Genomic DNA, 26,691 nt, shown 5'->3' on the forward strand with positions numbered 1-26,691 from the left:
CAAATCTGCGCTCAGGCATTAACCAATATTGCCGCGCATAATACAATTCACTCACTCACAAAACAAAAAATTAACATTTTGATACAGCTACAGTTTTCCCAACACCGTAAACCAGGCGTAATCCAGCGGCAGAAGAATCAGATATGTTGCCGCCGCCAGTGCGATACACAGCAGCATCCCCGCCCTTGCAGGTACTTTCCCGAGCGCCATCGCCACCACGATCGGTGAAGCCTGATACGGCAACAGTGGTGTGGAATAACCCAGCACCTGGATCATAATCACCGACAGCAGTGGGAATCCCGTCGCATCGGCAAAGCTTTGCGCCAACGTGGTATACAGCGCCGGAACACCGTTCGCCGTCATAATAAAATTAAGCGCAGTGGTAATACCGGTCAGCGCGAGGAAACTGGTAAACGGCTTTTCCGCATCCAGCGGCATCACCTGTAACAGCGCTTCGCCAACGGCGCTACCAATACCGGTCTGCGTGACGGTGATCGCCAGCCCCAGAATACCCGCCACATAAATACAGGTACGAATGTTGACCCCAGCGGAAAACTCGTCGCCATTGATAAAGCCAACCCGTGGTAGCAATGTGATAACTGCCGCCGCCAGCCCGGTCCACGCGGGGCCAATACCGTGCCAGCTTTCGCTTACCCACAAGAACAGCACCACCGCTAACATCCAGGCCAGACGTTTTTCATCCCGGCTCATCGGCTCCGGCGGCGTGAGATCGCGCGGCGCATGCGGCTTGCCAGGGAACAACCAGCAGATAAGCACAATGAGCACCGCGCCTTTAAGCCAACCCAGAACCGGCGTATGCAGCAGCAAATAGGGAAGATAATTGAGGTGGATGCCGTAAGAGCCTTCCGCCGCGCCGCTCATCACCAGATTCGGTACGTTAGCGGGTAAAATCGTCGCAGAAAGCTGGAACGTCCCAAACCCGACGGCCAGTGCCAGACCATACCAGGCGCGCGTGCCTTCGTTAATTCCAGCTCGTTTCGCCATCGCCGCGACAATCGGCATCAGCAGCGCAATGCGGCCCATGTTGGATGGCATTACAAATGCCAGCGCGTAACTCAGCAGCACTACGCTCGCCACCATTAACGGCCAGGAATCAGTCAACCTCGATGACAGCGCCCTCGCCGCCCTGTCCGCCAGCCCCGTTTTACGAATCGCAATACCCAGTACAAAGCCGCTAAACACCAGCCAGAATGCGGAGGACGCAAAGCCGCCAAAAATCACATCCGGTGGCGCGATTTTGGCGACCATCGCCACGGCAAAGAACAGCAGCGCCGTTATAAACTCCGGCAGCAGCGACGTAGCCCAGAGCAGAATGGTGATACCAACCACCAGAGAGGGGATAAACAGAGGGTGTGTAAGCCAGAGCGACATGCCTGTCTCCTGTTGTTTTTTTCAACAAGAATACGGGGACAGGCATGCGGAGTAAACGCCAGATTAGGTGGGGTTAACGCAGAATATCACATTGATGATCCTGAATTTCCTCAGCGGAGGCGAGATTCAGTGCCAGCAGATTGCGCTGAGTAGCCAGCAGGACAAAGGATTCGTCGCTCTGGCGCACCATCGCCAACGCATAGCTGCCCATATGCTCACGCGCATCCGGCACCTCTTCCGCCAGCATCATAAACGGGCTGCGTTGTGCCAGTTCATTTTCCGTGACGCGACGTGCCAGATATTCATGACCGCGCAGCCCACCCGGTAATGGTAGCCAGCGGGTGCTGATTTTCGCCAGGTTGTCATCCAGCTGCTTTCTGACATCGGTTCGCAGGCAGGAGATATGAATATGCAGGTGATTTTGCGTACGCCCGCTACGTGAGTTAATGGTCAGAGAGACTGCTTTGTCAGGGATTTCCTGGCCGTATTTTTGGCTCATAAAGCTACGCGCCTGCCAGGCCAGCCAGAAAAAGTTCGGTGTGCCTGATTTCAACAACAGCGGACTTTCCGTACCGTTGATCCGCCAGGTAGGCATCAACAGATATTGCAGTGGGCCGTTACGGTCTTTGAACACCACATATCCAGCATCCGGCTTTACTTCAGCGCATGGTGCGGGGTCCTGCTGCTGCAACTGGTGCGGCAGGCATTGCTGAAGAACGATCTGGCGTAATGCGTCCGGGTTGCCGGTGAATTTCCAGTACCCGATACCTGCAGCGGCGGCGACCACAATCACCGCCAGTAAAAGATAGCCTGCTTTTTTCATTACGCGTTTCCTGTATCCCATTGAAGGGCAAGAGTAACGCAAAACCATGACAAATAAAAAACCCGGTCGCGTTAGGCCACCGGGTCGGTAAATCAGAGACTTATTTATCGTTTACTGATTTGGTCGAGCGTACCGCCGTTAGAGAAGTGCTCTTTCTGCGCTTTCGTCCAGCCGCCAAACTCTTCGTCGATAGTGAACAGCTTCAGCTTCGGAAATGCGTTTTCGTATTTCTTCGCAACGTCTGCATCACGTGGACGATAGTAGTTTTTCGCCGCAATTTCCTGACCTTCCGGAGAGTAGAGATACTTCAGGTAAGCTTCCGCCACCGCTTTGGTGTCTTTCTTTTCCACCACTTTATCAACCACGGACACGGTCGGCTCCGCGAGGATAGATTCACTCGGGGTCACTATCTCGAATTTATCTTTGCCCAGCTCGTTCGTTGCCAACAGCGCTTCGTTTTCCCAGGCAATCAGCACATCACCGATACCACGTTCAACGAAGGTATTGGTTGAACCACGTGCACCAGAATCGAGTACCTCAACGTTTTTATACAGGGCCTTCACAAAGTCTTGTGCCTTGGCCTGATCGTTGTTGTTGTGGTGCAGGGCATAGCCCCATGCCGCCAGATAGTTCCAGCGAGCTCCGCCGGAGCTTTTCGGGTTTGGCGTAATGACCGACACGCCCGGTTTGATTAAATCGTTCCAGTCATGAATTTGTTTGGGATTGCCTTTGCGGACCAGGAATACGATGGTGGAGGTGTAAGGCGCAGAGTTATCCGGCAGGCGTTTAATCCAGTTTTTATCGATACGGCCACGTTCAGCAATGGCATCCACGTCGTAAGCCAGTGCCAGCGTCACGACATCGGCTTCAATGCCGTTGATGACGGAGGTCGCCTGTTTACCCGAACCACCATGCGACTGGCGAATCACGACGTTGTCGCCCGTTTCCTGCTTCCAGTGCGCGCTGAAGGCCTTATTGTACTGCTCGTACAGTTCACGCGTTGGATCGTACGATACGTTAAGTAACTGAATATCCTTTGCCAGAACGCTGGTCGATGCCAGCAATAATGTTAACCCTACGCCCCATTTGTTCATCGCCCAGCTCTCTTAGGTAGTGTTGTGATGAGCAAAGCGTGCCAGAAAGGCATCCAAACATTAAAGAATAAAAAAAGATTTGCTATAACTTGGGGGAATATATGGAGTCGAGTTTTTGCCTGATGGCGCTACGCTTATCAGGCCTACGATTTGCATCATGTAGGCCGGATAAGGCGCAAGCCGCCATCCGGCAATTGCAATTAATACAGTTTCTTCGCGCAGTCCAGCCAGTCACCTTTGAACGGACGCTTCATGTTTTCGATAGCGTCGATGATGTCATGGTGAACCAGCTGCTCGTTCTGAATACCTACGCAGCGACCGCCGTGACCTTCCAGCAGAAGTTCAATGGCATAGGCGCCCATACGGGATGCCAGAATACGGTCGTAAGGAACCGGGGAACCACCACGCTGGATGTGACCCAGTACGGTTGCACGCGTTTCACGACCCGTTTCTTTCTCAATGTAATGCGCCAATTCGTCAACGTCACACATGTGTTCAGTGATCGCTACGATTGCGTGTTTTTTACCTTTCGCGATACCTGCTTTGATTTCAGTAACCAAATCGTCACGGCTGAATTCCACTTCCGGAACCACCACGAACTCACAGCCACCGGCAATCGCTGCTGCCAGGGTCAGGTCACCACAGTAGCGGCCCATCACTTCAACGATAGAAATACGCTGGTGAGAAGAAGAGGTATCACGCAGGCGGTCAATCGCTTCAACGACAGTACCCAGCGCGGTGAAGTAGCCGATGGTGTAGTCAGTGCCCTTGATATCGTTGTCGATAGTGCCCGGCAGACCGATGCACGGGAAGCCCATTTCAGTCAGGCGTTTTGCCCCCATGTAAGAACCGTCACCCCCGATAACAACCAGGGCGTCGATGCCACGCTTCTTCAGGTTTTCGATAGCTACCGCACGCACGTTTTCATCACGGAATTCCGGGAAGCGAGCAGAACCGAGGAAAGTACCGCCACGGTTGATCATGTCGGACACGCTGTAGCGGTCAAGCTGGACCATACGGTCTTCATACAAACCCAGGTAGCCATCATGGATCCCCATGACTTCCAGCCCTTCCGTCAACGCTGCACGTACAACACCACGGATTGCTGCGTTCATGCCCGGCGCATCACCGCCGCTTGTCAACACACCGATTTTCTTAATCATGACTACCTCTGAACTTTGGAATGCAAAATGAAATCTGCTGCCGGAAGTCGATTCCGCATATCGAAACGATCCAACGAATATGCAGATAGTATAACAATCACTTCCTGCTGAATTGATTCAGGTCAGGCCAAATGGTGGTAATTTATACACAAAATGCTGGCCCGGTTCACTTTTTTTACAACGAATTATGAAAGCTCAAACATCTTGCCTTCCTTGGGTACGACTGAACAGGGATCCTGATGAATGATGACATCCGATCCCGGGAAACGCCGTAAAATTGCCTGCTCAACCTGTTCAGCCACTAAATGCGCCTGAACGAGCGGCAGATTATCTTCCATTTCCAAATGAATCTGAATAAAGCGGGTCGGCCCTGACTGCCGCGTGCGAAGATCGTGAGCGCCGCTGACTCCAGGCCATGACGTCACGATATCAATAATTTCCTGACGTTCCTCATCGGGTAAAGCGCGATCCAGCAAAGATTGCACTGCCTCATACCCCATGCGTAATGCGCTATATAAAATATAGATGCCAATCCCGAGCGCAAACAAGGCATCCGCACGATGCCAGCCGTACCATGCCAGCCCGAGCGCAATGAGAATCGCACCGTTCATCATAACATCAGACTGATAATGAAGCATATCTGCCCGAACGGCCTGACTTTGCGTGCGCTTCACTACCCAGCGCTGAAACGAGACCAGAATGATTGTACACACTAACGCAATGATGGTGACAACCACCCCAACGCCCGGATCTTTCATCGGCGTGGGTTGGATGAGATGCTGAATCCCGGTCAAAAATAAAAACAGCGCCGAACCGGAAATAAACATGCTTTGCGCCAGCGCCGCCAGCGATTCCGCTTTTCCGTGTCCGAACGTATGTTCATCATCGGCGGGCTGCAGCGAATAGCGCACCACCAACAGGTTGGTTAATGACGCCGCGATGTCCACCAGCGAATCCACCAGTGCTGCCAGAATACTGACCGATCCGGTGTACCACCACGCGAAAATTTTGATCAAAAGTAACAGCGATGCCATCACGGTCGCCGCGATTGCCGCCCGGCTCACCAGCCGCCCATAGGTTTGATTCATAAACACTCCTGCCAGGATATGCCGCTAGTATAACGGATGAAGTAAAACAGTCAGGCAATAACCGAGGGACAAATTTTGGGCAAAAAAAACCCCCACATCATGTGGGGGAAGACAGGGATGGTGTCTATGGCAAGGAAAACAGGGTTACTACTGGGAACGTGAGTTGCTACTACTCAATAAATTCAACGATGAGCTTTTTTTCCAGTGCGCTACGTCGCGCAGTTGCTCCATTCGTTGTTCATGTTTCTCATTTAAAACCGCTTGCTGCTCGGGCGTTAACAGGCGATACATCTGGTTGCGGATCCTGGCTATTTCAACCTGGCGGGCAACCTGTTCTTGCGCCATTCTTTCTGCCTGAGCGCGCACTGCGCTTTCATCAAATTTCTCTGCGGTGACAAGGCGATGCATTGTCTCCATTTCGCTAACATTAACAGGAGGCTGTTCGTGTCTTGCCTGCTGCATTAAATCTCGCATCTGTTGACGTTGATGTTCGGTTAAACTGATACCGTCAAACATGTGGCTCTGAACGCTGCGTTGCGATGAGCCTTCACCCAGGTGCCAGTGATCGCCTGTGACGACTTCAGCTGCATGGCTAAATGTACTGAGTGCCAGCGTTGAGGCCATGACGGCAGCGGTAACTTTGCCCATCACTTGCTCCCAAAATCTTTTCTGTCGCGATTCAACGAGAGACAGTTTACGATTCGGGCTGCAAACATGCGTCAGGGGGTGTAAAACAACGTAAAGTCATAGATTAGCGACGCCTGATGACGTAATTTCTGCCTCGGAGGTACGTAAACAATGAATAAAATCCTGTTAGTTGATGATGACCGAGAGCTGACTTCCCTGTTAAAGGAGTTGCTCGAAATGGAAGGTTTCGATGTGCTGGTTGCCTATGATGGGGAACAGGCGCTTGAGCTTCTGGATGACAGCATCGATTTACTTTTGCTCGACGTCATGATGCCGAAGAAAAACGGCATTGATACGCTGAAAGCACTTCGTCAGACACACCAGACACCTGTAATCATGCTGACCGCTCGCGGCAGCGAATTGGATCGCGTACTTGGCCTTGAGCTGGGCGCGGACGACTATTTACCTAAACCGTTTAACGACCGTGAACTGGTCGCGCGCATCCGCGCTATTCTGCGTCGCTCACACTGGAGCGAACAGCAGCAGAACAGCGATAACGGCTCGCCGACGCTGGAAGTAGATGCGTTAAGCCTTAATCCGGGTCGCCAGGAAGCCAGCTTTGACGGGCAAATTTTGGAGTTAACCGGCACCGAATTCACCCTGCTCTATTTGCTGGCTCAGCATCTCGGTCAGGTGGTTTCGCGTGAGCACCTGAGCCAGGAAGTGCTGGGCAAACGCCTGACGCCTTTCGATCGCGCGATCGATATGCATATCTCGAACCTGCGTCGTAAGCTGCCAGAGCGTAAAGACGGACACCCGTGGTTTAAAACCCTGCGTGGTCGCGGCTACCTGATGGTCTCCGCTTCATGATAGGGAGCTTAACCGCACGCATCTTTGCCATCTTCTGGTTGACGCTGGCACTGGTGTTGATGTTGGTACTGATGTTACCCAAGCTCGATTCACGCCAGATGACCGAGCTACTGGACAGCGAGCAGCGCCAGGGGTTAATGATTGAGCAACACGTTGAAGCTGAACTGGCGAACGATCCACCCAACGATTTGATGTGGTGGCGTCGCTTGTTTCGGGCGATAGACAAGTGGGCGCCGCCAGGACAGCGGTTATTACTTGTTACGACGGAAGGACGCGTGATCGGCGCAGAACGCAACGAAATGCAGATCATTCGTAACTTTATTGGTCAGGCCGATAACGCCGACCATCCGCAAAAGAAAAAATACGGTCGCGTTGAGATGGTGGGGCCTTTCTCCGTCAGAGACGGTGAAGATAACTACCAGCTGTATCTCATACGACCTGCCAGCAGCTCACAATCTGACTTTATCAACCTGCTGTTCGACCGACCGCTGCTGTTGCTGATCGTCACCATGTTAGTCAGCTCACCGCTATTGCTTTGGCTTGCCTGGAGTCTGGCGAAACCGGCGCGTAAGTTGAAAAACGCGGCGGATGAAGTGGCCCAGGGCAACCTGCGTCAGCATCCGGAACTGGAAGCCGGTCCGCAGGAGTTTCTGGCAGCAGGCGCCAGCTTTAACCAGATGGTGACAGCGCTGGAACGGATGATGACCACACAGCAACGCCTGCTGTCGGACATCTCTCACGAGCTGAGAACACCGCTAACGCGTCTGCAACTGGGCACCGCTCTGCTGCGCCGTCGTAGCGGTGAGAGCAAAGAGCTGGAGCGCATTGAAACAGAAGCACACCGACTGGACAGCATGATCAACGACCTGCTGGTGATGTCACGTAATCAGCAGAAAAACGCGCTGGTCAGTGAAACAGTGAAAGCTAATCAGCTGTGGGGCGAAGTGCTGGATAACGCCGCCTTTGAAGCTGAGCAGATGGGTAAGTCACTCACGGTGAATTTCCCGCCGGGTCCGTGGCCGCTGTACGGTAACCCAAATGCGTTGGAAAGTGCGCTGGAAAACATTGTGCGCAATGCCCTGCGCTATTCACATACGAAGATTGAAGTTGGCTTCGCGGTGGATATCGACGGGATTACCATCACCGTGGACGACGATGGCCCAGGCGTTAGCCCTGATGACAGAGAACAGATTTTCCGTCCGTTCTATCGTACCGATGAGGCGCGCGATCGCGAGTCTGGCGGAACAGGTCTGGGTCTGGCGATTGTTGAAACCGCAATTCAGCAGCATCGTGGCTGGGTGAAGGCCGAAGACAGCCCGCTGGGTGGTTTACGGCTGGTGATTTGGTTACCGCTGTATAAACGCGCTTAACAGGCTTCCCCGGTAGCCTCGTGCCGGGGAAGCTCTCACTTTATGCTGTCACTTCTGCCGCCGCTAGCTTTTGCTTTTTAATCCGCTTCACCAGAATGGTCGAACAGATAAAGCCCATAAAGCTGAACGCAATCATCACGCTAAAGACATAGTTGTAGCCAGTGATGCCGCTATTGGTATCCAGCAAATAGCCGTACAACGTGTACGCAAACATCGCTGGCATATAACCGATGATGCAACCAAACGCCATTGCCGAGCCCGCATACTCACGTGGGGTACCGATCTCATCCATTGGCGCGAAGAAAATGGCGCGCTGTGAGAAGATAATCGCTCCGAACCCTAATGTCGCCGCCATACCGATATACACGTTCATTGTTTGATGCGGTAACTGCATGAACACAAGCATCGCTACAGCAGAGATCAGGAACGTCCACTTCAGATACACTGTCGGTGATTTAGCAACTTTATCTGCCAACATTCCACCAATCGGCCCACCTACCATTTTTAACGCATACTGGTTGATGATGCCGTACGCACCGACGAGCGCTACCGGCAGCATATAGATATCTTTTAAGAATGGAATAAAGTAAGTCAGTCCACAGTACGCGGCATAAACGAAGAAAATACCTAAAGAAGCCAGCCAAACATTAGGGCAGGACAAAACATGTTTGATACCCTTTAACACTTCCATGTTGGCACTGGTTTTCTCGCCGCCTTTCACTTTGTCATCATCGACAATAAAGTACGTCACAATACCTGCCACAAGCGTAATTACCGTATAGAACAACAGGCCCGCCTGCATCCCCGCTTTACCTTCACCAAACTGGACGAAGACAAACAGAGCGCCAGATGCAACGATAACATCCACCACGCCACGTCCGGCTTCTAAAAAGCCGAACATGCGTCCTTGTTCTTCTTTCGTTCCCAGCAAACGAACGGCTTTCAGCAATACCGGCCAATAAACCACATCGGCAAAGAAAGCCATCGCGGCAAAGCAAATGAGATAACCGGTAAATGACGGTAACGTTGCCAGATATAAGCCACATAACCCAACGCCAATCAGACCGAACGGTAATAATATTTTCTTGGAGTAACGGTCTGCGATATAGAGAGAAAGAAAAAGTCCGGTTGTCTGAACAATCGTATAAACCGTAAAGCTCAACCCAATTTGCGTATTAGTTAAACCCCAGTCATTCTGCATTGGCACATAGAAAACATCTTTCATACTCGAAAGCTTGAATATCGTGCCGCCGCCTAAAATCAAAAAACAGAGTCTTGCCCATTTATTCATGAACATGATTAAACCCTCATTGCTTGTTGAGAGAAATATCTAAATTAAATTGTATAATTAATAACGCCAGGGGATTATTTTCATAATCCTTTCCGCATTTAATAATATTTTAAGAAAACTAATTAATTGCCTATAAACTTGTCACATATATCACGGATATATTTTATTTGGGCAAGAGCATGTTCTTTTTCCTGCGCCAGTCGCGTATCAATCATGTTGCTGTCAGGCAGCGGCGTATAACTTGCATCGCGCCATGGGATCCATGGATTATCACCCTCATCGTCGAAGCGAAATGCAGGGGCATAATATTCAACTTCTTCTTCCAGGCCAAAAGCATGTACTTGCGGTTTATCTTCACCTAAAAGTAATAATGCCTTAAGCATCTCTTCCATGGGTAAATCGCCGTGTCCTGAACGACAAGCCTCATGCCCCCAGCCTTTACCTTCTTTAATAATTTTTGCGTCTTTGATATGCACCTGAGTGATCAGAGGAGACATAACCTCTAACGCAGAAAGCGGCTGCTCATTGGCATTAATCATGTTGCCAAAATCAAACAGAATAGAGAGATTTTTCATCCCGCTATTATTAACCAGCGTCACCAGCTCATGGCCTTGCAGATCTTCATGCTGTTCGATAGTAAAGCTTAGTCCGCAATCGTCATACTGAGACAGCCACGCAATATCATTGGCAATCTTCGCCATAACATCGTTCAGATACCCTTCATAACGCGGGTAGAAACGCACTGAAGTTGCACCAGTAGCAACAGCAATACGGATTGCATCCGTCAATGTTGCCTTATCCGATGCGCTCGTTTCGATATGCACATCCAGATTATATTTTTTGGCCTTTTCTTTAAAATCGTGTAGCTGCTGATCGTTCAGTTTCTGCAGTGATTGGGACTCACCATCCTCAACATGTATTTTTACACCCTTCAATTTTTGCTGATGCGCAATATCCAGAAGATCCCCTGGCAGGACTCTCTCGTAGCGCATATTCAGATGAAAAGCATAAGCATGTAGGTACAGCGGTATATTTCTCGCGCGTTCCGCAAGAAGTTCTTGGTTACATTTTCCCATTATTTTTCTCATTCATCGCGAATAACAAGTTCCACTGATTCAAGTCGCCAGTATTCGAAATCAACCTGAACCACTTTTTTATCTCGGGTAGCCCGATGTTTTTCTACTAAAATTCCATACGTATTAGGCGCAACACCCAGCTCTTTGCAGGCCACTTCTGGCATATTGACCGGTTTAAAAATCATTTCTTTGATATTTAAAACATGGCCAAACGCATCTTCCCAGACGCTGGCAAAAGACTGATTGCCCAATTTATTAATGAATCCTGGCGCAACATCGGCATCAATATAGGATTCATGGTAAAACACTTTATGTGAATCAAGGCCGCACCAGCCGGTAACTAAATAGCGATCGCCGGAGGAGAGAAAAACATCATCAACATGATGCGGAACTGTATCAATGGTTTCTTTGGTTAAATAATCCCAAAAAGGCTTACGTCCCTGAGCACAAGCTTCAGCATTGAAGCTGGAAAGTGATTTAGGGTTATAAATAAATCGCTTCGATGAAATAAACCAACCACTGCGGTTCTTGCGGAAAATACGCGCATCGATCTCAAGCTCAATCAGAACCTGACGTAAGGTCATACGCTTTGCATCCAGCAGCTCACATAACTCTCTCTCCGAGGGCAATTTGGAGCCCGCTGGTAAATTATTCTCGTTTAACCAGCTTTCAAAGCGCTCTCTGAGCACATCAACATTGTTTTTCTTTTTCATTTCGCTCATCTGGTTTAAACCAATTTGAAGCTAAGATATTTGAGTGCAGGAAATACTCAAGTTTTTTTTCAACGCAGAGTTTCTTTTTGTGGACCAGGTATCAAGAATGGCTTTGAAGCAAACCGTGACCGTCAGGTTTTTGCCCGGTTTGGTACGCAGGAGATGAACCACGGGGGAGAGGTAAATCAGGTGTCGCCACCTGATTTAATTGCCAGATGAAGGTAGGTTTATTTTCCCCACAAACGGCGGGAATTGTCTTCGATCTTGCCGCTTAGACGGCGCTTTTGCATCGTTCTGGTCCAGCTTTTTGATAACCCGGCAGCCGACAGTAAACGGTGATATTGCGAATCATCAAACGGCATATGCCAGGCGATAGCAATTGCCTCCTGTACGCTGACGTCGCTCACGCGTGACGCCAGGATCAATGGCGCGTCTGCTGACACCTGACCAGGCGCGATGACGCTGCACAGCCAGCCTGTCTTACCCACATCCTGCATCTGGCTGGCCATATCGCTGATGCCAAAATGGAAATTCAGCTTAAAGCACGGCGAGCGCGGCTGCGTGACCTGAATCAGCGCCTCTCCCCACTGGAAAATGTCGCCAATATACACATTCTCTTCAGTCAGCCCCTCAGTAGAGAGGTTCTCACCAAACGCGGGGGCGACAAATAGCTCCGCCTGCTCCGGAAACGCTTGTCTCCAGTGCTGATAGTGTTCACGCGGATAGTGACACAGCGCGCGATCCGGCCCGCCGTGAATTTTCGTTTCCGCTTGTTCATCCCCCGTCAGCCCCAGTTCGGTCAGCATCAACTCACCGTCAATCTGGACTTTAGCAATCGCGCTGGGACGGCTTCCCGTGTAGTCCCGAACTTTGCCCGTAAAAACATCGACCGGATATCGCATCTGTTCCCTCTCCCGATAAATTTCCCCCATTACACCACATTTATTTTACCCCAGTCGCTCAAAATGAGAGCACGGTTCACATGAAACTTAGGGACACATGCTATCAATGTAATCTGGTTTTGAAACATCATTTCAAATAAGGAGTCGACAACGTGACTGGTCAATCGCAATTTGCTGGCGTCTGGTGTCCTTCCATTACGCCAATGGACAATGATGGCAAGATCGATCTCAACGGTCTGAGCCAGCATCTCAAACGCCTTACCGAGGCCAAAATCGACGTGATTTTGCTGATGGGCAGCATCGGGGAATTTGCTTCCTTTACGCTCGAAGAAAGGCTGCTGCTGATCCGTGAGGCCCGCGCCATGAGCTCGCTAAAGATGGTCGCCAACGTCTCATCCACCTGCCAGAATGATGTTTTATTGATGGCACAGGAAGCGTATCGCTCAGGTTACGATGCCGTGATGATCCTGCCGCCCTATTACTACGGACAAACGGCGAAACAGCTGCTGAGCTACTTCCGTCAGTTGGGGCAGAAACTCAGCGGTAAATGGTTTGCTTATAACTTCCCGGCACGCACCGGCTGCGATTTAACCCCCGAACTGGTAGCCACCCTCGCCGCCGAATTCCCGAATTTTGCTGGCATTAAAGACACCGTCGACTGTCAGTCCCATACCCGCAGCATGATTCAGACCACCCGCGCCGTGCGGGAGGATTTTGCCGTGCTGTCCGGCTATGACGAATACTACATTCCCAACCTGTTGGCAGGTGGCGCGGGGATTATTTCAGGGTTGAACAACGTCATGCCGGAACTGTTTGTCAGCGCGCGGGAAGCGTTTAAACAGGGCGACCTGGCAGCGCTTCGCGATATTCAGGACCAGATTGGCACCTACATGTCCATCTATGCCATCGGCGAAGATTTTGTCACCACCATCAAAACCGTGGTATCGCGTAAATTTGGCTATTGTACCGGCGTGTCACGTAATGCCGGTGGAGAGTTGAACGAGAGTGAGTGCCGAACAATCGATGAGGTGTTTGTCGTCAAAGGGTAAATAATTAAGCCGGATGGAGCAGACCATCCGGCTTAAGAGACTTACTTCACGGTACCACGAATATCAATTTCTGCCGCCCTTGCTTTGACCTTTTTCGACCAGATAGACGTGATAATCGGCACCAGAATGGAGGTCACAATCACCGACGTGGCGACCAGGGAAGTTGCTGCCGGTGCCATCGGTTTAAATGCCGGAACCATTTCAGCAATCAGCACAGGCGTAGCAACCGCCGCCCCCGCGGAACTGGAAGCGGCAATCCCCGCCGTACCATCGCCACCACCAATCAGTTTATCGGCGATAATCAATGGAATACCAGTGATGATAATCACCGCCACGCCCAGCAGAATACCCAGCACGCCGGTCTGCGCAATCACGCTCAAATCAATGGTGTTACCTAATGCGAAGGCAAAGAACGGGATCAGCGTCTGCACCGCTTTGCTGAAGAACTCCCGCAGTTCAGGGTCCAGATTCCCCAGCGCAAAGCCAATCAGGAACGGCAATACTGCACCAACAAATACGTGCGGTTCAAACGACGCGATCCCGGCGGTTCCCAGAATCACCATGGTCATCAGCGGGCCAGACTCCAGCGACATCAGGACAAACGCTCCGGCCTCTTCTTTGGTGCCGTACTGCTGCATAATCGAGGCATACAGCCCGCCGTTGGTCATATCCATCGCGGCCACCAGCGCCAGCGTAGACAACCCAGCGAAGAATCCGACCTCTACACCATGTTCCGGCAGAATGCGTGAAGCAATCGCTGCAACCACCCACGCCACCAGAATCTTGGTTATGACTAACGTACCTGATTTACGCAGCACGGTGCCGGTGGCGCTTAGCTTGATCGACGCCCCCATGCAAAAGAACCAGACTGCCAGGATAGGTACCGTACCGGTGATCATACCGTTGGTAAAGGAGCCGAAATATTTCCCGGCGCCGGGGGAAAAGGTGTGACACAACGCGCCCAGGAAAAGCGGCACCAGCATCATACCGCCTGGGATTTTCTCTATCGTACGTTTGATCTGCATTTCCATCACCTGTAGACATAAAAATGGGGCAATTTTTATGGGCGATTGCATCTTGCTTTGAGATGCGCCCGTCTTGATGAAAAGAAGATAGACATTCATAGAGACTATAAAAGTGATCTCACTCGCATAATAAAACCTTGTTTCAATTTAAGTGGATCATTGTTTTTATATTGAGTTTGATCACAAAAAAACCCCACAAGCATCGCTTGCAGGGCTTTGTTAAAGCGTAGAACTTATTTTTTTGCTGCGAAACGCGCGGCAGCTTCGTCCCAGTTCACAACGTTCCAGAACTCTTTGATGTAGTCCGGGCGACGGTTCTGGAATTTCAGGTAGTAAGCGTGTTCCCAAACGTCCAGGCCCACGATTGGGAAACCGGAAGCGCCAGAGATAGCTTCACCCATCAGCGGGGAATCCTGGTTGGCGGTGGAGACAACAGCCAGTTTGTCACCTTTCAGAACCAGCCACGCCCAGCCGGAGCCAAAGCGGGTTGCCGCTGCTTTTTCAAATTCAGCTTTGAAGTTGTCAACGGAGCCGAAATCACGTTCGATAGCCGCTTTCAGGTCGCCCTGCAGCGTAGTACCGGTTTTCAGGCCTTTCCAGAACAGGCTGTGGTTAGCGTGACCGCCCGCGTTGTTACGCAGTACGGTTTTCTTGTCTGCTGGCAGTTGATCCAGTTTGGTGATCAGCTCTTCAACGGACAGGCTGGCGAATTCAGGCAGGCTTTCCAGAGCAGCGTTGGCGTTATTTACGTAAGCCTGGTGGTGTTTGGTGTGGTGGATTTCCATCGTCTGCTTATCGAAGTGCGGTTCAAGGGCATCATAAGCGTACGGCAGGGATGGCAGTGTATAACTCATAATCATCTCCAGTATTGTCGGGCGGCCAGTGTTAACGCCGCGTAAGCAGTTGGGTCATTATAGTTAATTAAATGATATTGAAAATGATTATCAATGCCGTACTTTTTACAGGGTCTTAATGAATCAAACCCATTGTTAAAGATGTGAGCCGAATCACCCACTTAACGTGATAATTGCCAACATGCGCAAAAGGGCGGCAATCGTCAAAAGGTTAACCACCTGCGTAATTTTTAAACTCGTTAGGTCGGAGGGGTCATTACCGACGATAAAAAATAACGAGGATTAAGTCATGAGTAACGCGATTACGATGGGTATCTTTTGGCATTTGATAGGGGCAGCCAGTGCCGCCTGTTTCTATGCCCCGTTCAAGCAAGTCAAACATTGGTCATGGGAAACGATGTGGTCGGTTGGCGGGATCGTCTCCTGGATAATCCTGCCGTGGACCATCAGCGCCATGTTACTTCCCGATTTCTGGGCCTACTTCAGCTCCTTCAGCCTCTCCACACTGGCTCCGGTATTTCTGTTTGGTGCAATGTGGGGGATTGGCAATATCAACTATGGCCTGACCATGCGCTATCTCGGTATGTCGATGGGTATCGGGATTGCGATAGGTATTACGCTGATTGTCGGCACGCTGATGACCCCGATTATCAACGGCAATTTTGATGTACTGATCAATACCTCTGGTGGCCGCATGACGCTGCTTGGCGTACTGGTCGCGCTGATTGGCGTAGGCATTGTTACCCGTGCCGGTCAGTTAAAAGAACGCAAAATGGGCATCAAAGCGGAAGATTTCAACCTGAAAAAAGGTCTGGTTCTGGCCGTCATGTGCGGTATTTTCTCCGCCGGGATGTCCTTTGCGATGAACGCGGCGAAACCGATGCACGATGCCGCCGCCGCGTTGGGCGTCGATCCGCTGTATGTCGCCCTGCCTAGCTATGTGGTCATTATGGGCGGTGGCGCGCTTGTTAACCTGGGCTTCTGCTTCATTCGTCTGGCAAAAGTGAAGAACTTGTCGATAAAAGCCGACTTCTCGTTAGCCAAGCCGCTGATTATCACCAACGTGCTGCTCTCTGCGCTTGGTGGCTTGATGTGGTATCTGCAATTCTTCTTCTACGCCTGGGGCCACGCACGTATTCCGGCGCAGTATGACTATGTAAGCTGGATGCTGCACATGAGCTTCTATGTTCTGTGCGGCGGGATTGTCGGTCTGGTATTGAAAGAGTGGAAAAACGCGGGTCGTCGTCCGGTCAGCGTGCTAAGCCTCGGCTGCGTGGTGATCATTGTCGCGGCAAACATTGTCGGTCTGGGAATGGCCAGCTAAGCATGCTGAGTACTGAGATGACGCCACTGGCTCGGCGTCATCCCGGTTTCCCGCGTAAATACCACTGAAAAGTAGTTACTGTCCTCAAAACCGCAGCGCATGGAAATCTCGCTAATCATCAACCGACTATGTTTGAGCAGATACTGCGCATGGCAAACCCGCACCTGGCGGAGATACTGGTTGATGGTCATCCCGGTCTGGCTGCGAAACTGCTGGCGCAAAACGCGCTCGCTGCACTGTTCGCGCTCGCAAAACGTATCCAGTTCAAACGCATGCTCATGGCTACCGGCTAACGCGGTGATCAGTTTATCCAGCAGCGTTTCACTGGAGGTCGCCGGGAGCGTATCCGTGGCATAACGATGCCGCTTAAGGTGTGTCACCAACTGCCCGAACAGCAGCTCAGCCATGGTAAAAGCCTGTGCATCACGCTGATTGCTTTCATGCTCAAGCTGGCTTATCACCTGTCGGACCTGACTCATGCCAACGCTGCCGAGTCGCCAATGCGGCTGCCTCGGCGTACCGTCAAATCCGGGGATCGCCCCTTGCCAGTCAACATTCAGCGTCAACCGCTCCGGGCAGTAGATGATATTTTGCAACACCAGGTCGTTCACGGAGGTGTAGGAGTGTTTATCTTCGGCGCGAATGTAAAACAGGTCGCCACGGGTTATCCGGTACGGACGATCGTTAAGGACATGCAGACCATTACCGCGCCAGACCATAACCAGCTCGCAAAACTCGTGGGTATGCTCAGCAAAGACATCCTGCGGATAACGGTCAGCCACGGCCACAGCCTGCTGCTCATGCGCAAAGAAGTCTGATTTCAGAAGGATTAGCTGATTCGCCATCACATGACCTCAACCTGAATGCTTGCCGGATGCGCTGCGCTTATCCGGCCTACAGGGCATCCACGTAGGCCGGATAAGGCGTAGCCACCATCCGGCGTTAAGGGACATGATTATCTGAGATTCGGCGGTAAAAAACGTTGATAGCTTTCGCGTTACTGGAGGCGGCTTGCCACAACGAGATCGCGCCCCTGACGAATATCGCGTGGTGACCACTTGAACTCACGACGAAAAAGCGTCGAAAAGTGGTTACTGTCGCCGAATCCGCAGAGATAAGCGATGTCTGTCACACTGTCATCACTGTGGCGAAGCAGATGTCGGGCCTTGATCAGCCGCAAGCGGTTAAGGTAGCGCTGCGGCGTCAATCCGGTTTGCTGTTTGAGCTGGCGATGCAGAGTGCGCAAAGAGAGGGAAAACTTCTCGGCCAGCGCCTCCCAACACACCTCGTCGGCAAAGTTATCTTCCAGCCACGCCATCAGGAGGTTAAGCCGCGCGTCGTTATCGGTCGCTGCTTCCATCAGGCTGCTTTTACGCAGCAGCACCAGCAGTTGCATAAACAGGATCTCGCGATTTGCCGCCGTTGGTGTATCCATCCCCTCACCGAGCGCTTCCATCTGCCCCACCAGTTGTCGAACCTGCTGCAACACCCCCTGATTCACCCGCCAGTGGGAGGGATACTGCCCATTCTGTTCCTGAGGTAAAAGCTGATTCAGCCCAGCCAGAAATTGAAACGCATCCGGAGAGCGATACAACACATTGGTCAGGCACAGATTGTCAGTATGTTCATATAAATGCCGGTCATGATCGCGAACAAAACACACCGTACCGCCGCTGATGGTGTAAGGCTGCCCGTTGAACACATGGATCCCCGTTCCATGTTCGACCACCACAATTTCATGAAAATCATGATGATGCTCTGGAAACGCAGGTTGAGGAAGCCGCGGTTCAATAGCCACTGGCGCTTTACCTGTCGGAAAAAAATCCACGCAATGCAATACCGTCATGATGACATCCTTCCCGATCAAATGAACATGGCTGAATAGTAATTAAGGGTTATCACCCTCACCTTAAATTTTTGACGCCAAAGTGCGTAAACACGGTCAATTCTTCAAGAAATGGCGGGAAAGATCGGGAATTGCGGAAGGCGTCACATCCGCTAAAACAGGTCCTATTAATAGAAATTGTGAACAGCGTCACGTTCACCTTTGCCATGTTGCCAGCCGCTAATTGTGGCTGTCACTGTCAAGAAGGTACGCTTTATCTGGGGTTCTTAGACTGAGTGCAATAAAACTCAGAAGGACCTCGCTATGACTTTTCGCCATTGTGTCGCAGTCGATCTCGGCGCATCCAGTGGGCGCGTAATGCTGGCGCGTTACGACAGTGAACACCGCTCCCTGACGCTACGTGAAATCCACCGCTTCATGAACTGCCTGCAAAAAACAGACGGTTTTGACACCTGGGACATCGACAGCCTGGAACACGATATTCGTCTTGGCCTGAAAAAAGTCTGCGATGAAGGCATTCGGATAGACAGCATCGGCATTGATACCTGGGGCGTGGATTACGTTCTGATCGATAACGTCGGTCAACGTGTCGGTCTGCCGGTCTCTTACCGTGACAGCCGCACGACCGGCATTCTGGCGCAGGCGATGAAGCAGCCGGGTAAAGGTGAAATTTACCGCCGTAGCGGCATTCAGTTTCTGCCCTTTAACACCCTGTATCAACTGCGTGCGCTGGTTGAACAGCAGCCAGAACTGCTCCCGCAGGTGGCTCATGCCCTGCTGATCCCCGACTACTTCAGCTTTCGCCTGACCGGCAAAATGAACTGGGAATACACCAACGCCACCACCACCCAGCTAGTCAATATCAATACCGACGACTGGGATGACACACTGCTGGCGTGGACCGGGGCAGACAAAGCCTGGTTTGGTCGCCCGACGCATCCAGGGAACGTGATCGGCCACTGGATTTGCCCGCAGAAAAACCAAATTCCGGTTGTCGCCGTCGCCAGTCACGACACGGCCAGCGCGGTCATTGCTTCTCCGCTGGCCGACAAAAACAGCGCCTATCTCTCTTCCGGAACCTGGTCGCTGATGGGCTTTGAGAGCAGAACACCGTATACCAACGATGCGGCGCTGGCGGCGAATATCACCAATGAAGGCGGCGCGGAAGGACGTTACCGTGTCCTGAAAAATATTATGGGGCTATGGCTGCTCCAGCGCGTATTAAAAGAGCGCCAGATTACCGACCTGCCAACGCTTATCTGCCAAACGCAAGCGCTGCCGGCCTGCCAGTTCCTGATAAACCCGAACGACGATCGCTTTATCAACCCCGACGATATGAGTGCAGAAATTCAGGCGGCATGCCGTGAATCAGGCCAACCCGTTCCCCTGCAAAACGCCGAACTGGCGCGCTGTATCTTCGACAGCCTGGCGTTGCTGTACGCCGATATCCTGCAAGAACTGGCTCAACTGCGTGGTGCAGCATTTAGCCAACTGCACATTGTCGGTGGTGGCTGCCAGAACACCTTACTGAACCAGCTATGTGCGGATGCCTGCGGTATTCGCGTGATGTCCGGGCCGATTGAGGCTTCCACTCTCGGCAATATTGGCATCCAGCTGATAACGCTGGACGAGCTGAACAACGTCGATGATTTCCGTCAGGTGGTGCGCGCCAACTACGAACTGACCACCTTCATTCCCAATCCTGAAAGTGAAATTGCCCGCTACCAGGCGCAGTTTCAATCACTACGACAGACAAAGGAGCTTTGCGCATGACCACTCAACTTGAACAAGCCTGGGAACTGGCAAAACTGCGTTTCGCCGCGGTAGGCATTGATGTCGAGGCGGCCTTACGCCAGCTCGATCGTTTGCCGGTCTCCATGCACTGCTGGCAGGGCGATGATGTCGCCGGTTTCGAAAACCCGGAAGGCTCGCTTACTGGCGGTATTCAGGCTACCGGTAACTATCCGGGTAAAGCGCGTAACGCCACCGAACTGCGGGCCGATCTGGAGCAAGCGCTAAGCCTGATTCCTGGTCCAAAACGTCTGAATTTGCACGCGATCTATCTGGAATCTGATACGCCGGTTGCCCGCGACCAAATCAAACCCGAACACTTCAAAAACTGGGTTGAGTGGGCGAAAGCGAACCAGTTAGGGCTGGATTTCAACCCATCCTGCTTCTCACACCCGCTGAGCGCCGACGGTTTCACGCTGGCGCACGCCGACGACACCATTCGCCAGTTCTGGATCGATCACTGCAAAGCCAGCCGTCGCGTCTCGGCGTATTTTGGCGAGCAGTTGGGTACACCATCGGTGATGAACATCTGGATCCCGGATGGCATGAAAGACATCACCGTTGACCGTTTAGCGCCGCGCCAGCGTCTGCTGGACGCACTGGACGAAGTGATCAGCGAGAAACTTGACCCGGCGCACCATATCGATGCCGTCGAAAGTAAGCTGTTTGGCATCGGTGCGGAAAGCTACACCGTGGGCTCTAACGAGTTCTACATGGGTTACGCCACCAGCCGCCAGACCGCACTGTGTCTGGATGCGGGCCACTTCCATCCGACTGAAGTGATCTCCGACAAAATTTCTGCCGCCATGCTGTATGTACCGCGCCTGCTGCTGCACGTCAGCCGTCCGGTGCGCTGGGACAGCGACCACGTGGTGCTGCTGGATGATGAAACTCAGGCGATTGCCAGCGAGATCGTCCGCCACAACCTGTTTGACCGCGTACACATTGGCCTCGACTTCTTCGACGCCTCCATTAACCGCATTGCCGCGTGGGTGATCGGCACCCGCAATATGAAAAAAGCCCTGCTGCGCGCGCTGTTAGAACCCACCGAACAACTGCGTCAGCTCGAAGCCAACGGCGACTACACCGCACGCCTGGCCCTGCTGGAAGAGCAAAAATCGCTGCCGTGGCAGGCCGTCTGGGAGATGTATTGCCAGCGCCACGACACGCCTGCGGGCAGCCAGTGGCTGGACAGCGTGCGCGCTTATGAAAAAGAGATTTTGAGCAAACGTAGCTAACCGTGACGCCAGGCTTGTAGGCCGGATAAGACGCTCCGCGTCGCCATCTGGCAATGAATGAAACACGATTGCCGGATACCGCTTCGCTTATCCGGCCTTCGTAAGACCCGATAACGTTCGGGCAATAAACAGGAACACCGAACATGCAAAATATTACGACTTCCTGGTTCGTCCAGGGGATGATCAAAGCCACTTCTGATGCGTGGCTGAAAGGCTGGGACGAGCGTAACGGCGGCAACCTGACGCTGCGTCTTGATGAAGCAGATATCGCGCCGTTTAGCGCCGATTTCTACGAAAAACCACGCTATATTGCGCTAAGTCAGCCGATGCCGCTGCTGGCAAACACGCCGTTTATCGTCACTGGTTCCGGTAAATTTTTCCGTAACGTTCAGCTCGATCCCGCGGCAAATTTGGGCGTGGTACAAGTAGACAGCGACGGTGCGGGCTACCACATCCTCTGGGGCCTGACCCACGAGGCCGTGCCGACCTCTGAACTGCCGGCTCACTTCCTCTCCCACTGCGAACGCATTAAAGCGACGAACGGTAAAGACCGCGTGATCATGCACTGCCATGCCACCAACCTGATCGCTCTGACCTACGTACTGGAAAACAACACAGCGCTGATTACCCGCAAGCTGTGGGAAGGCAGCACCGAGTGCCTGGTGGTGTTCCCGGATGGCGTTGGCATTCTGCCGTGGATAGTGCCGGGTACAGATGAAATTGGTCAGGCTACCGCCGAGGAAATGCAGAAACACTCGCTGGTACTTTGGCCGTTCCACGGCGTGTTCGGAAGCGGACCTACCCTAGACGAAGCGTTCGGTTTGATAGATACCGCAGAGAAATCCGCCGAAGTTCTGGTCAAAATCTTTTCGATGGGCGGTATGAAGCAGACCATCTCGCGTGAAGAGCTGGTCGCACTTGGCAAACGCTTTGGTGTTACGCCGCTGGCAAGCGCCATAGAGCTGTACTGATACCTCCCAACTCAACGCCGGATGCGGCTTCGCCTTATCCGGCCTACAGGATTTTATTATTAAGGAGAATAGTGATGAGCTTTATGTTGGCACTGCCAAAAATTAGCCTGCATGGCGCCGGCGCGATTGCCGATATGGTGAATCTCGTGGCGAATAAACAATGGGGCAAAGCGCTGATCGTCACCGATGGTCAACTGGTAAAACTGGGCCTGCTGGATAGCCTGTTTGCCGCGCTGGATAAACATCAAATGTCTTACCACCTGTTTGATGAAGTATTCCCGAACCCGACAGAAGAGCTGGTACAGAAAGGTTTTGCGGCCTATCAGAACGCAGAATGTGACTACATCATCGCCTTCGGTGGCGGCAGCCCGATCGATACCGCCAAAGCGGTAAAAATCCTGACAGCCAACCCTGGCCCTTCTACCGCTTACTCCGGCGTGGGCAAAGTGAAAAATGCGGGCGTCCCGCTGGTCGCCATCAACACTACCGCCGGTACGGCAGCAGAGATGACCAGCAACGCAGTCATTATCGACTCTGCCCGTAAGGTTAAAGAGGTGATCATCGACCCGAATATCATCCCGGATATCGCCGTGGATGATGCCAGCGTGATGCTGGAAATCCCGGCCTCCGTCACCGCCGCAACCGGTATGGACGCCTTGACCCACGCGGTGGAAGCCTATGTTTCCGTTGGTGCTCATCCGCTTACCGACGCTAACGCACTGGAAGCGATTCGCCTGATCAACCTGTGGCTACCAAAAGCGGTCGACGACGGTCATAACCTCGAAGCTCGTGAGCAAATGGCGTTTGGTCAGTATCTGGCGGGGATGGCATTTAACAGCGCTGGTCTGGGTCTGGTGCATGCGCTGGCGCACCAGCCGGGCGCAACCCATAATCTGCCACACGGCGTCTGCAACGCCATCCTGCTGCCGGTAATCGAAAACTTTAACCGTCCGAACGCCGTGGCGCGCTTTGCCCGCGTGGCGCAGGCAATGGGCGTCGATATCCGTAACATGAGCGATGAAGCGGCAAGTATGGAGGCCATCAACGCGATTCGTGCACTCAGCAAGCGTGTCGGTATTCCTGCGGGCTTTAGCTCCCTTGGCGTGACGAAAGAGGATATTGAAGGCTGGCTGGATAAAGCGTTGGCCGATCCGTGTGCGCCGTGCAACCCGCGCACCGCCAGCCGCGACGAGGTCCGCGAGCTGTATCTGGAGGCGTTATGATCCGCAAGGCCTTTGTGATGCAGGTGAATGCCGACGCGCACGTTGAGTACCAGCGTCGTCATAACCCCATCTGGCCAGAGCTGGAAGCGGTGCTGAAAGAGCACGGCGCCCATCACTACGCGATTTATCTCGATCAGGCGCGCAATCTGCTGTTCGCCACCGTTGAGATTGAGTCCGAAGAACGCTGGAATGCCGTTGCCAGCACCGACGTTTGCCAACGTTGGTGGAAGCATATGCGTGACGTAATGCCAGCAAACCCGGACAACAGCCCGGTTAGCGCAGAGCTAAAAGAAGTGTTTTATTTGCAGTAAGTTATATGCCCGGTGGCGCAAGCTTACCGGGCCTACGGTTTTATTTTTTGTAGGTCGGATAAGCGATAGCGCCATCCGACAATTCAATTTTGCTCAGAGACCAGAATCGCCTGGGTGTCAGGCTCCAGCGCTTTAAAAATATGCGCCCGATCGGCGGGGTAACAAATATAGTCCCCCTCGCCTAACTCCTCCGGCGCTTCAGTCAATCCTACCATCGCCTTACCCTGCGTCACGATGATGTGTTCAACCGATCCCGGTGGATGCGGCTGTGAAATACGATCCGCGCCCGGTTGCGTCAGCAGCAGATAGATATCCCGCCGCGCCCCCGGCGGGCAGGCGGCCAGTAAAATGGCCTGATAGTGCGCCTGCTCGGCTACCACCTTTGTCCCTTCTCCGCGACGAATCACCTGCGTTTTTTGTTCCTGCGGCTCCAGCAGGCGAGCAAAGGGAATATCCAACGCCACACACAGCGACCAGAGCGTTTCCAGGCTAGGATTGCCATTGCCCGCTTCCAATTGCGAGAGTGTCGATTTTGCAATCCCTGCGCGACGGGCAATCTCTGCCAATGACAAACCGGTGCGCTGGCGTTCACGCACAAGGCTTTTCGCGATCATACTGATGGGCTGGGTCATTCACGACTCCATGTTCTTTATATCGAACGAATCGTTCGACTTGTAATATTAACTGGTCGCGTTCATTATAATGGAAATTCGTTCGATATGGCTAAAACGGTATGAAACATTATTTTTCCAGTCTCAAAGGCGACACGATAAAAGCAATATTTTTAGTCTGTCTGGCCGTCGGCGTAGTCGGCATGTCATACGGCTCGCTGGCGATGGCCTACGGCTTCCCGCTGTGGGTACCGTTTGTGCTTTCGATTACGGTACTGGCGGGTGCGTCCGAATTTATGTTTATCGGCATCGTCGCCAGCGGCGGTAACCCACTGGCGGCGGCGGCGGCCGGTTTACTGGTCAACGCCCGACACGTGCCGTTTGGCGTCACGGTTCGCGACCTGGTGGGCTCCCGGGCTGCGAGTTTCCTCGGCTGTCATATCATGAACGACGAAAGCGTAGTCTTTGGCCTGTCGCAAAAAACGCCCGAACAACGTAAAGCCGCCTTCTGGCTGTGCGGTCTGGGCGTCGCGATTTTCTGGCCTGTTGGCACACTGATCGGCGCGGGCGTCGGCAAACTGCTCCCCGCCCCGGAAACCATCGGTCTGGATGCCGTCTTCCCTGCAATTTTATTAGCCTTAGTGGTCCCGGCCTTTAAAAACCGCACCACGCTGATTCGCGCCTGTAGCGGTGCCGGGTTGTCGCTTGCCGCCATCCCCTTTGCGCCGGTCGGTTTACCGGTTCTGCTCTCACTGTTTGGCTTACTGACGAGGAAAAAATAATGGGCAACATGACGCTGTTTATCGTCGGTATCGCCATGTTATCTCTGGGAACGTATTTAATGCGTTTAGGAGGAGCGAAGCTTGGGAGCCGTTTAGCGTTCTCGGAACGCTCGCAGGCGCTGCTTTCCGACGCCGCAACGGTATTACTGTTCTCCGTTGCGCTGGCGACCACCTTTTACGAAGGTGAACACTTCGCTGGCATGGCCCGCGTGCTGGGCGTGGCTTTTGCGGTATTTCTCGCCTGGCGCAAGATGCCGCTAATCGTGGTGATCGTCGCTGCGGCAGTGGTGACGGCGCTGCTGCGAATGGCGGGCATAAACTAAAAAAGCGCCTCAAGGGCGCTCTTTCGACAGTACTAAGGTATCTTATTTCAGCAGTTCGGCGGTCATGTGCACGCGGTTACCGGTATAGGCCTGAGTGATTTTGTAATCGCTGGCACCTGCGCGTTCAGCCTGAGCGGCGATTTTTGCTTCAGCGCTTTCCAGCGTAGAACCGGTTGCGGTCACTGTCTGAGCAGCGAAAGAACCGAATGAAGTAGCCAGAGCGATAACTGCGACAAAAGTTTTGATGCTTTTCATGATATAAACCCTTTAACTTAGTTGTTTGAGTAAGGCACTGTGCCTTGATGTGATAAATAATAGGCTGATACTCGAACAACTGAAAGCGGAAGGATTTGCCAGTCTTATTCAAATTATTTGAGAGATAAGATGTTACGTAATCAGGAATCACAATGGCTTGCTGGCAGCCGTAGAAAAACGCAACCGGCGGGTAGTTGGTTACTTCGTCAGGGTGAACCACAAAGTAAAATTCATCTTTTACATCATGGTGTGGCTCGTGCGGTTTATCACGCAGACAACGGCGTTGAAAGGGTTAAAGAGTTCTACTTTGCCGGGGAATACTGCTTTCTGTACCTGAACTGGCTAATTAACACACCTGCCGATTACAGCCTGCAAATGATCTCCGCAGGAGAAACCACTGAATTCCCCTTGGCTTTGCTTGATGCGCCGGAAAATCAGGATATTAAGACTCAGCTACTGGTCCAGCAATTGATCTACAAAGAGAAAAAAGAGCAAATGCTGCTGCTCAATACCCCAGAGCAACGCTACCAGTACGTACAAACACACTTCCCGGACTGGGAGTCACAGCTCACCCAGCGCGATCTTGCCAGCTATATCGGCATTACCCCCGTTAGCCTGTCCCGTATTCGCCAGCGTCTTAACAAAGGTTAACGCCTTACGGTGATGCGTCGATTATTGT

Annotated in this window: 28 protein-coding genes; 12 read left to right on the forward strand and 16 right to left on the reverse strand. The window is 52.4% G+C overall.

The genetic code is table 11. The annotated features are described in order from the left end of the window. Positions 1-87: 87 nt before the first annotated feature. The 6 genes from OGX89_RS07425 to cpxP all read right to left on the reverse strand — a co-directional run bounded on the left by OGX89_RS07425 (position 88) and on the right by cpxP (position 6,208). Positions 88-1,392 (reverse strand): SLC13 family permease, encoded by a 1,305-nt coding sequence (locus OGX89_RS07425; RefSeq protein ID WP_126957433.1) that lies wholly within the window; start codon positions 1,390-1,392, stop codon positions 88-90. A gap of 73 nt (positions 1,393-1,465) precedes the next feature. Then, positions 1,466-2,215, reverse strand: a complete 750-nt coding sequence (locus tag OGX89_RS07430) for a CDP-diacylglycerol diphosphatase (RefSeq protein ID WP_020996109.1) — start codon at positions 2,213-2,215, stop codon at positions 1,466-1,468. 104 nt (positions 2,216-2,319) lie between these two features. Then, positions 2,320-3,309 (reverse strand): sulfate/thiosulfate ABC transporter substrate-binding protein Sbp, encoded by a 990-nt coding sequence (sbp, locus tag OGX89_RS07435; RefSeq protein WP_126957435.1) that lies wholly within the window; start codon positions 3,307-3,309, stop codon positions 2,320-2,322. Positions 3,310-3,509: 200 nt separating this feature from the next. Continuing rightward, complete coding sequence (pfkA, locus tag OGX89_RS07440) at positions 3,510-4,472, reverse strand: 6-phosphofructokinase (RefSeq protein ID WP_003825214.1); 963 nt, start codon at positions 4,470-4,472, stop codon at positions 3,510-3,512. Between the two features lie 185 nt (positions 4,473-4,657). After that, entirely contained in the window at positions 4,658-5,560 is a 903-nt protein-coding gene (gene fieF / locus OGX89_RS07445; protein ID WP_003825216.1) for a CDF family cation-efflux transporter FieF, read from the reverse strand. Between the two features lie 147 nt (positions 5,561-5,707). Continuing rightward, entirely contained in the window at positions 5,708-6,208 is a 501-nt protein-coding gene (cpxP, locus tag OGX89_RS07450; protein WP_008787022.1) for a cell-envelope stress modulator CpxP, read from the reverse strand. 150 nt (positions 6,209-6,358) lie between these two features. Here cpxP and cpxR point away from each other — a divergent pair, with 150 nt between their 5' ends. Continuing rightward, on the forward strand, positions 6,359-7,057 hold the full coding sequence (gene cpxR, locus OGX89_RS07455; protein WP_003028763.1) for an envelope stress response regulator transcription factor CpxR: 699 nt from the start codon (positions 6,359-6,361) through the stop codon (positions 7,055-7,057). After that, complete coding sequence (gene cpxA / locus OGX89_RS07460; protein WP_126957437.1) at positions 7,054-8,427, forward strand: envelope stress sensor histidine kinase CpxA; 1,374 nt, start codon at positions 7,054-7,056, stop codon at positions 8,425-8,427. The genes cpxR and cpxA overlap by 4 nt, the downstream gene beginning before the upstream one ends. Before the next feature lie 40 nt (positions 8,428-8,467). Here the strand turns inward: cpxA and OGX89_RS07465 are convergent, their stop codons facing one another. From OGX89_RS07465 to yiiM, 4 genes are all read right to left on the reverse strand, one after another. Then, complete coding sequence (locus OGX89_RS07465; RefSeq protein WP_126957471.1) at positions 8,468-9,718, reverse strand: MFS transporter; 1,251 nt, start codon at positions 9,716-9,718, stop codon at positions 8,468-8,470. Positions 9,719-9,840: 122 nt separating this feature from the next. Next, entirely contained in the window at positions 9,841-10,794 is a 954-nt protein-coding gene (locus tag OGX89_RS07470; RefSeq protein WP_003825228.1) for a sugar phosphate isomerase/epimerase family protein, read from the reverse strand. 8 nt (positions 10,795-10,802) lie between these two features. Beyond that, the gene (locus tag OGX89_RS07475) at positions 10,803-11,507 is read right to left on the reverse strand and encodes a GntR family transcriptional regulator (RefSeq protein WP_003825231.1); all 705 of its coding nucleotides are present in this window, start codon (positions 11,505-11,507) and stop codon (positions 10,803-10,805) included. Between the two features lie 227 nt (positions 11,508-11,734). Beyond that, positions 11,735-12,409, reverse strand: a complete 675-nt coding sequence (yiiM, locus tag OGX89_RS07480) for a 6-hydroxyaminopurine reductase (RefSeq protein WP_003825233.1) — start codon at positions 12,407-12,409, stop codon at positions 11,735-11,737. Between the two features lie 152 nt (positions 12,410-12,561). Here yiiM and OGX89_RS07485 point away from each other — a divergent pair, with 152 nt between their 5' ends. Further along, positions 12,562-13,458: a dihydrodipicolinate synthase family protein gene (locus OGX89_RS07485; RefSeq protein ID WP_003825235.1), complete on the forward strand. Its 897-nt coding sequence runs from the start codon at positions 12,562-12,564 to the stop codon at positions 13,456-13,458. Between the two features lie 41 nt (positions 13,459-13,499). Here OGX89_RS07485 and kdgT read toward each other — a convergent pair whose 3' ends face one another. After that, on the reverse strand, positions 13,500-14,483 hold the full coding sequence (gene kdgT / locus OGX89_RS07490) for a 2-keto-3-deoxygluconate transporter (protein WP_003825237.1): 984 nt from the start codon (positions 14,481-14,483) through the stop codon (positions 13,500-13,502). A 233-nt stretch (positions 14,484-14,716) separates the two neighbouring features. Continuing rightward, positions 14,717-15,337: a superoxide dismutase [Mn] gene (sodA, locus tag OGX89_RS07495; protein ID WP_003825239.1), complete on the reverse strand. Its 621-nt coding sequence runs from the start codon at positions 15,335-15,337 to the stop codon at positions 14,717-14,719. 289 nt (positions 15,338-15,626) lie between these two features. On the opposite strand from sodA, the gene rhaT reads away from it, so the two are divergent. Further along, positions 15,627-16,661, forward strand: coding sequence for an L-rhamnose/proton symporter RhaT (gene rhaT, locus OGX89_RS07500; RefSeq protein ID WP_003825242.1), 1,035 nt, complete (start codon positions 15,627-15,629; stop codon positions 16,659-16,661). Here rhaT and rhaR read toward each other — a convergent pair. Continuing rightward, positions 16,658-17,506: an HTH-type transcriptional activator RhaR gene (gene rhaR, locus OGX89_RS07505; protein WP_126957439.1), complete on the reverse strand. Its 849-nt coding sequence runs from the start codon at positions 17,504-17,506 to the stop codon at positions 16,658-16,660. The genes rhaT and rhaR overlap by 4 nt on opposite strands. Before the next feature lie 152 nt (positions 17,507-17,658). Continuing rightward, the gene (gene rhaS / locus OGX89_RS07510; RefSeq protein WP_008787013.1) at positions 17,659-18,507 is read right to left on the reverse strand and encodes an HTH-type transcriptional activator RhaS; all 849 of its coding nucleotides are present in this window, start codon (positions 18,505-18,507) and stop codon (positions 17,659-17,661) included. Positions 18,508-18,810: 303 nt separating this feature from the next. Between rhaS and rhaB the strand changes: the two genes are divergently transcribed. The 5 genes from rhaB (at position 18,811) to rhaM (ending at position 24,041) form a co-directional block, all read left to right on the forward strand. Then, positions 18,811-20,280 carry a rhamnulokinase gene (gene rhaB, locus OGX89_RS07515; protein ID WP_126957441.1) on the forward strand — a complete coding sequence of 490 codons (1,470 nt, stop codon included), beginning with the start codon at positions 18,811-18,813 and terminating at the stop codon, positions 20,278-20,280. Then, entirely contained in the window at positions 20,277-21,536 is a 1,260-nt protein-coding gene (gene rhaA, locus OGX89_RS07520; RefSeq protein ID WP_126957443.1) for an L-rhamnose isomerase, read from the forward strand. Before rhaB ends, rhaA begins: the two co-directional genes overlap by 4 nt. 143 nt (positions 21,537-21,679) lie before the next feature. After that, complete coding sequence (gene rhaD / locus OGX89_RS07525) at positions 21,680-22,507, forward strand: rhamnulose-1-phosphate aldolase (protein ID WP_126957445.1); 828 nt, start codon at positions 21,680-21,682, stop codon at positions 22,505-22,507. Positions 22,508-22,581: 74 nt separating this feature from the next. Beyond that, positions 22,582-23,730 (forward strand): lactaldehyde reductase, encoded by a 1,149-nt coding sequence (gene fucO, locus OGX89_RS07530; protein ID WP_126319630.1) that lies wholly within the window; start codon positions 22,582-22,584, stop codon positions 23,728-23,730. Then, complete coding sequence (gene rhaM / locus OGX89_RS07535; protein WP_003825253.1) at positions 23,727-24,041, forward strand: L-rhamnose mutarotase; 315 nt, start codon at positions 23,727-23,729, stop codon at positions 24,039-24,041. Before fucO ends, rhaM begins: the two co-directional genes overlap by 4 nt. Before the next feature lie 83 nt (positions 24,042-24,124). Here the strand turns inward: rhaM and OGX89_RS07540 are convergent, their stop codons facing one another. Then, positions 24,125-24,673: a helix-turn-helix domain-containing protein gene (locus tag OGX89_RS07540; RefSeq protein WP_003825255.1), complete on the reverse strand. Its 549-nt coding sequence runs from the start codon at positions 24,671-24,673 to the stop codon at positions 24,125-24,127. Between the two features lie 101 nt (positions 24,674-24,774). Between OGX89_RS07540 and OGX89_RS07545 the strand changes: the two genes are divergently transcribed. Continuing rightward, on the forward strand, positions 24,775-25,434 hold the full coding sequence (locus OGX89_RS07545) for an AzlC family ABC transporter permease (protein ID WP_003825259.1): 660 nt from the start codon (positions 24,775-24,777) through the stop codon (positions 25,432-25,434). Then, on the forward strand, positions 25,434-25,757 hold the full coding sequence (locus OGX89_RS07550) for an AzlD domain-containing protein (protein WP_003825260.1): 324 nt from the start codon (positions 25,434-25,436) through the stop codon (positions 25,755-25,757). The genes OGX89_RS07545 and OGX89_RS07550 overlap by 1 nt, the downstream gene beginning before the upstream one ends. Positions 25,758-25,799: 42 nt before the next feature. Here OGX89_RS07550 and OGX89_RS07555 read toward each other — a convergent pair whose 3' ends face one another. After that, positions 25,800-26,012, reverse strand: coding sequence for a YdgH/BhsA/McbA family protein (locus tag OGX89_RS07555; RefSeq protein ID WP_003825262.1), 213 nt, complete (start codon positions 26,010-26,012; stop codon positions 25,800-25,802). 129 nt (positions 26,013-26,141) lie between these two features. On the opposite strand from OGX89_RS07555, the gene OGX89_RS07560 reads away from it, so the two are divergent. Further along, positions 26,142-26,663 (forward strand): Crp/Fnr family transcriptional regulator, encoded by a 522-nt coding sequence (locus OGX89_RS07560; RefSeq protein WP_003825264.1) that lies wholly within the window; start codon positions 26,142-26,144, stop codon positions 26,661-26,663. Positions 26,664-26,691: the final 28 nt, after the last annotated feature.

It is taken from the genome of Citrobacter sp. Cpo103, assembly GCF_030332605.1.
Classification (GTDB): Bacteria; Pseudomonadota; Gammaproteobacteria; order Enterobacterales; family Enterobacteriaceae; genus Citrobacter; species Citrobacter portucalensis.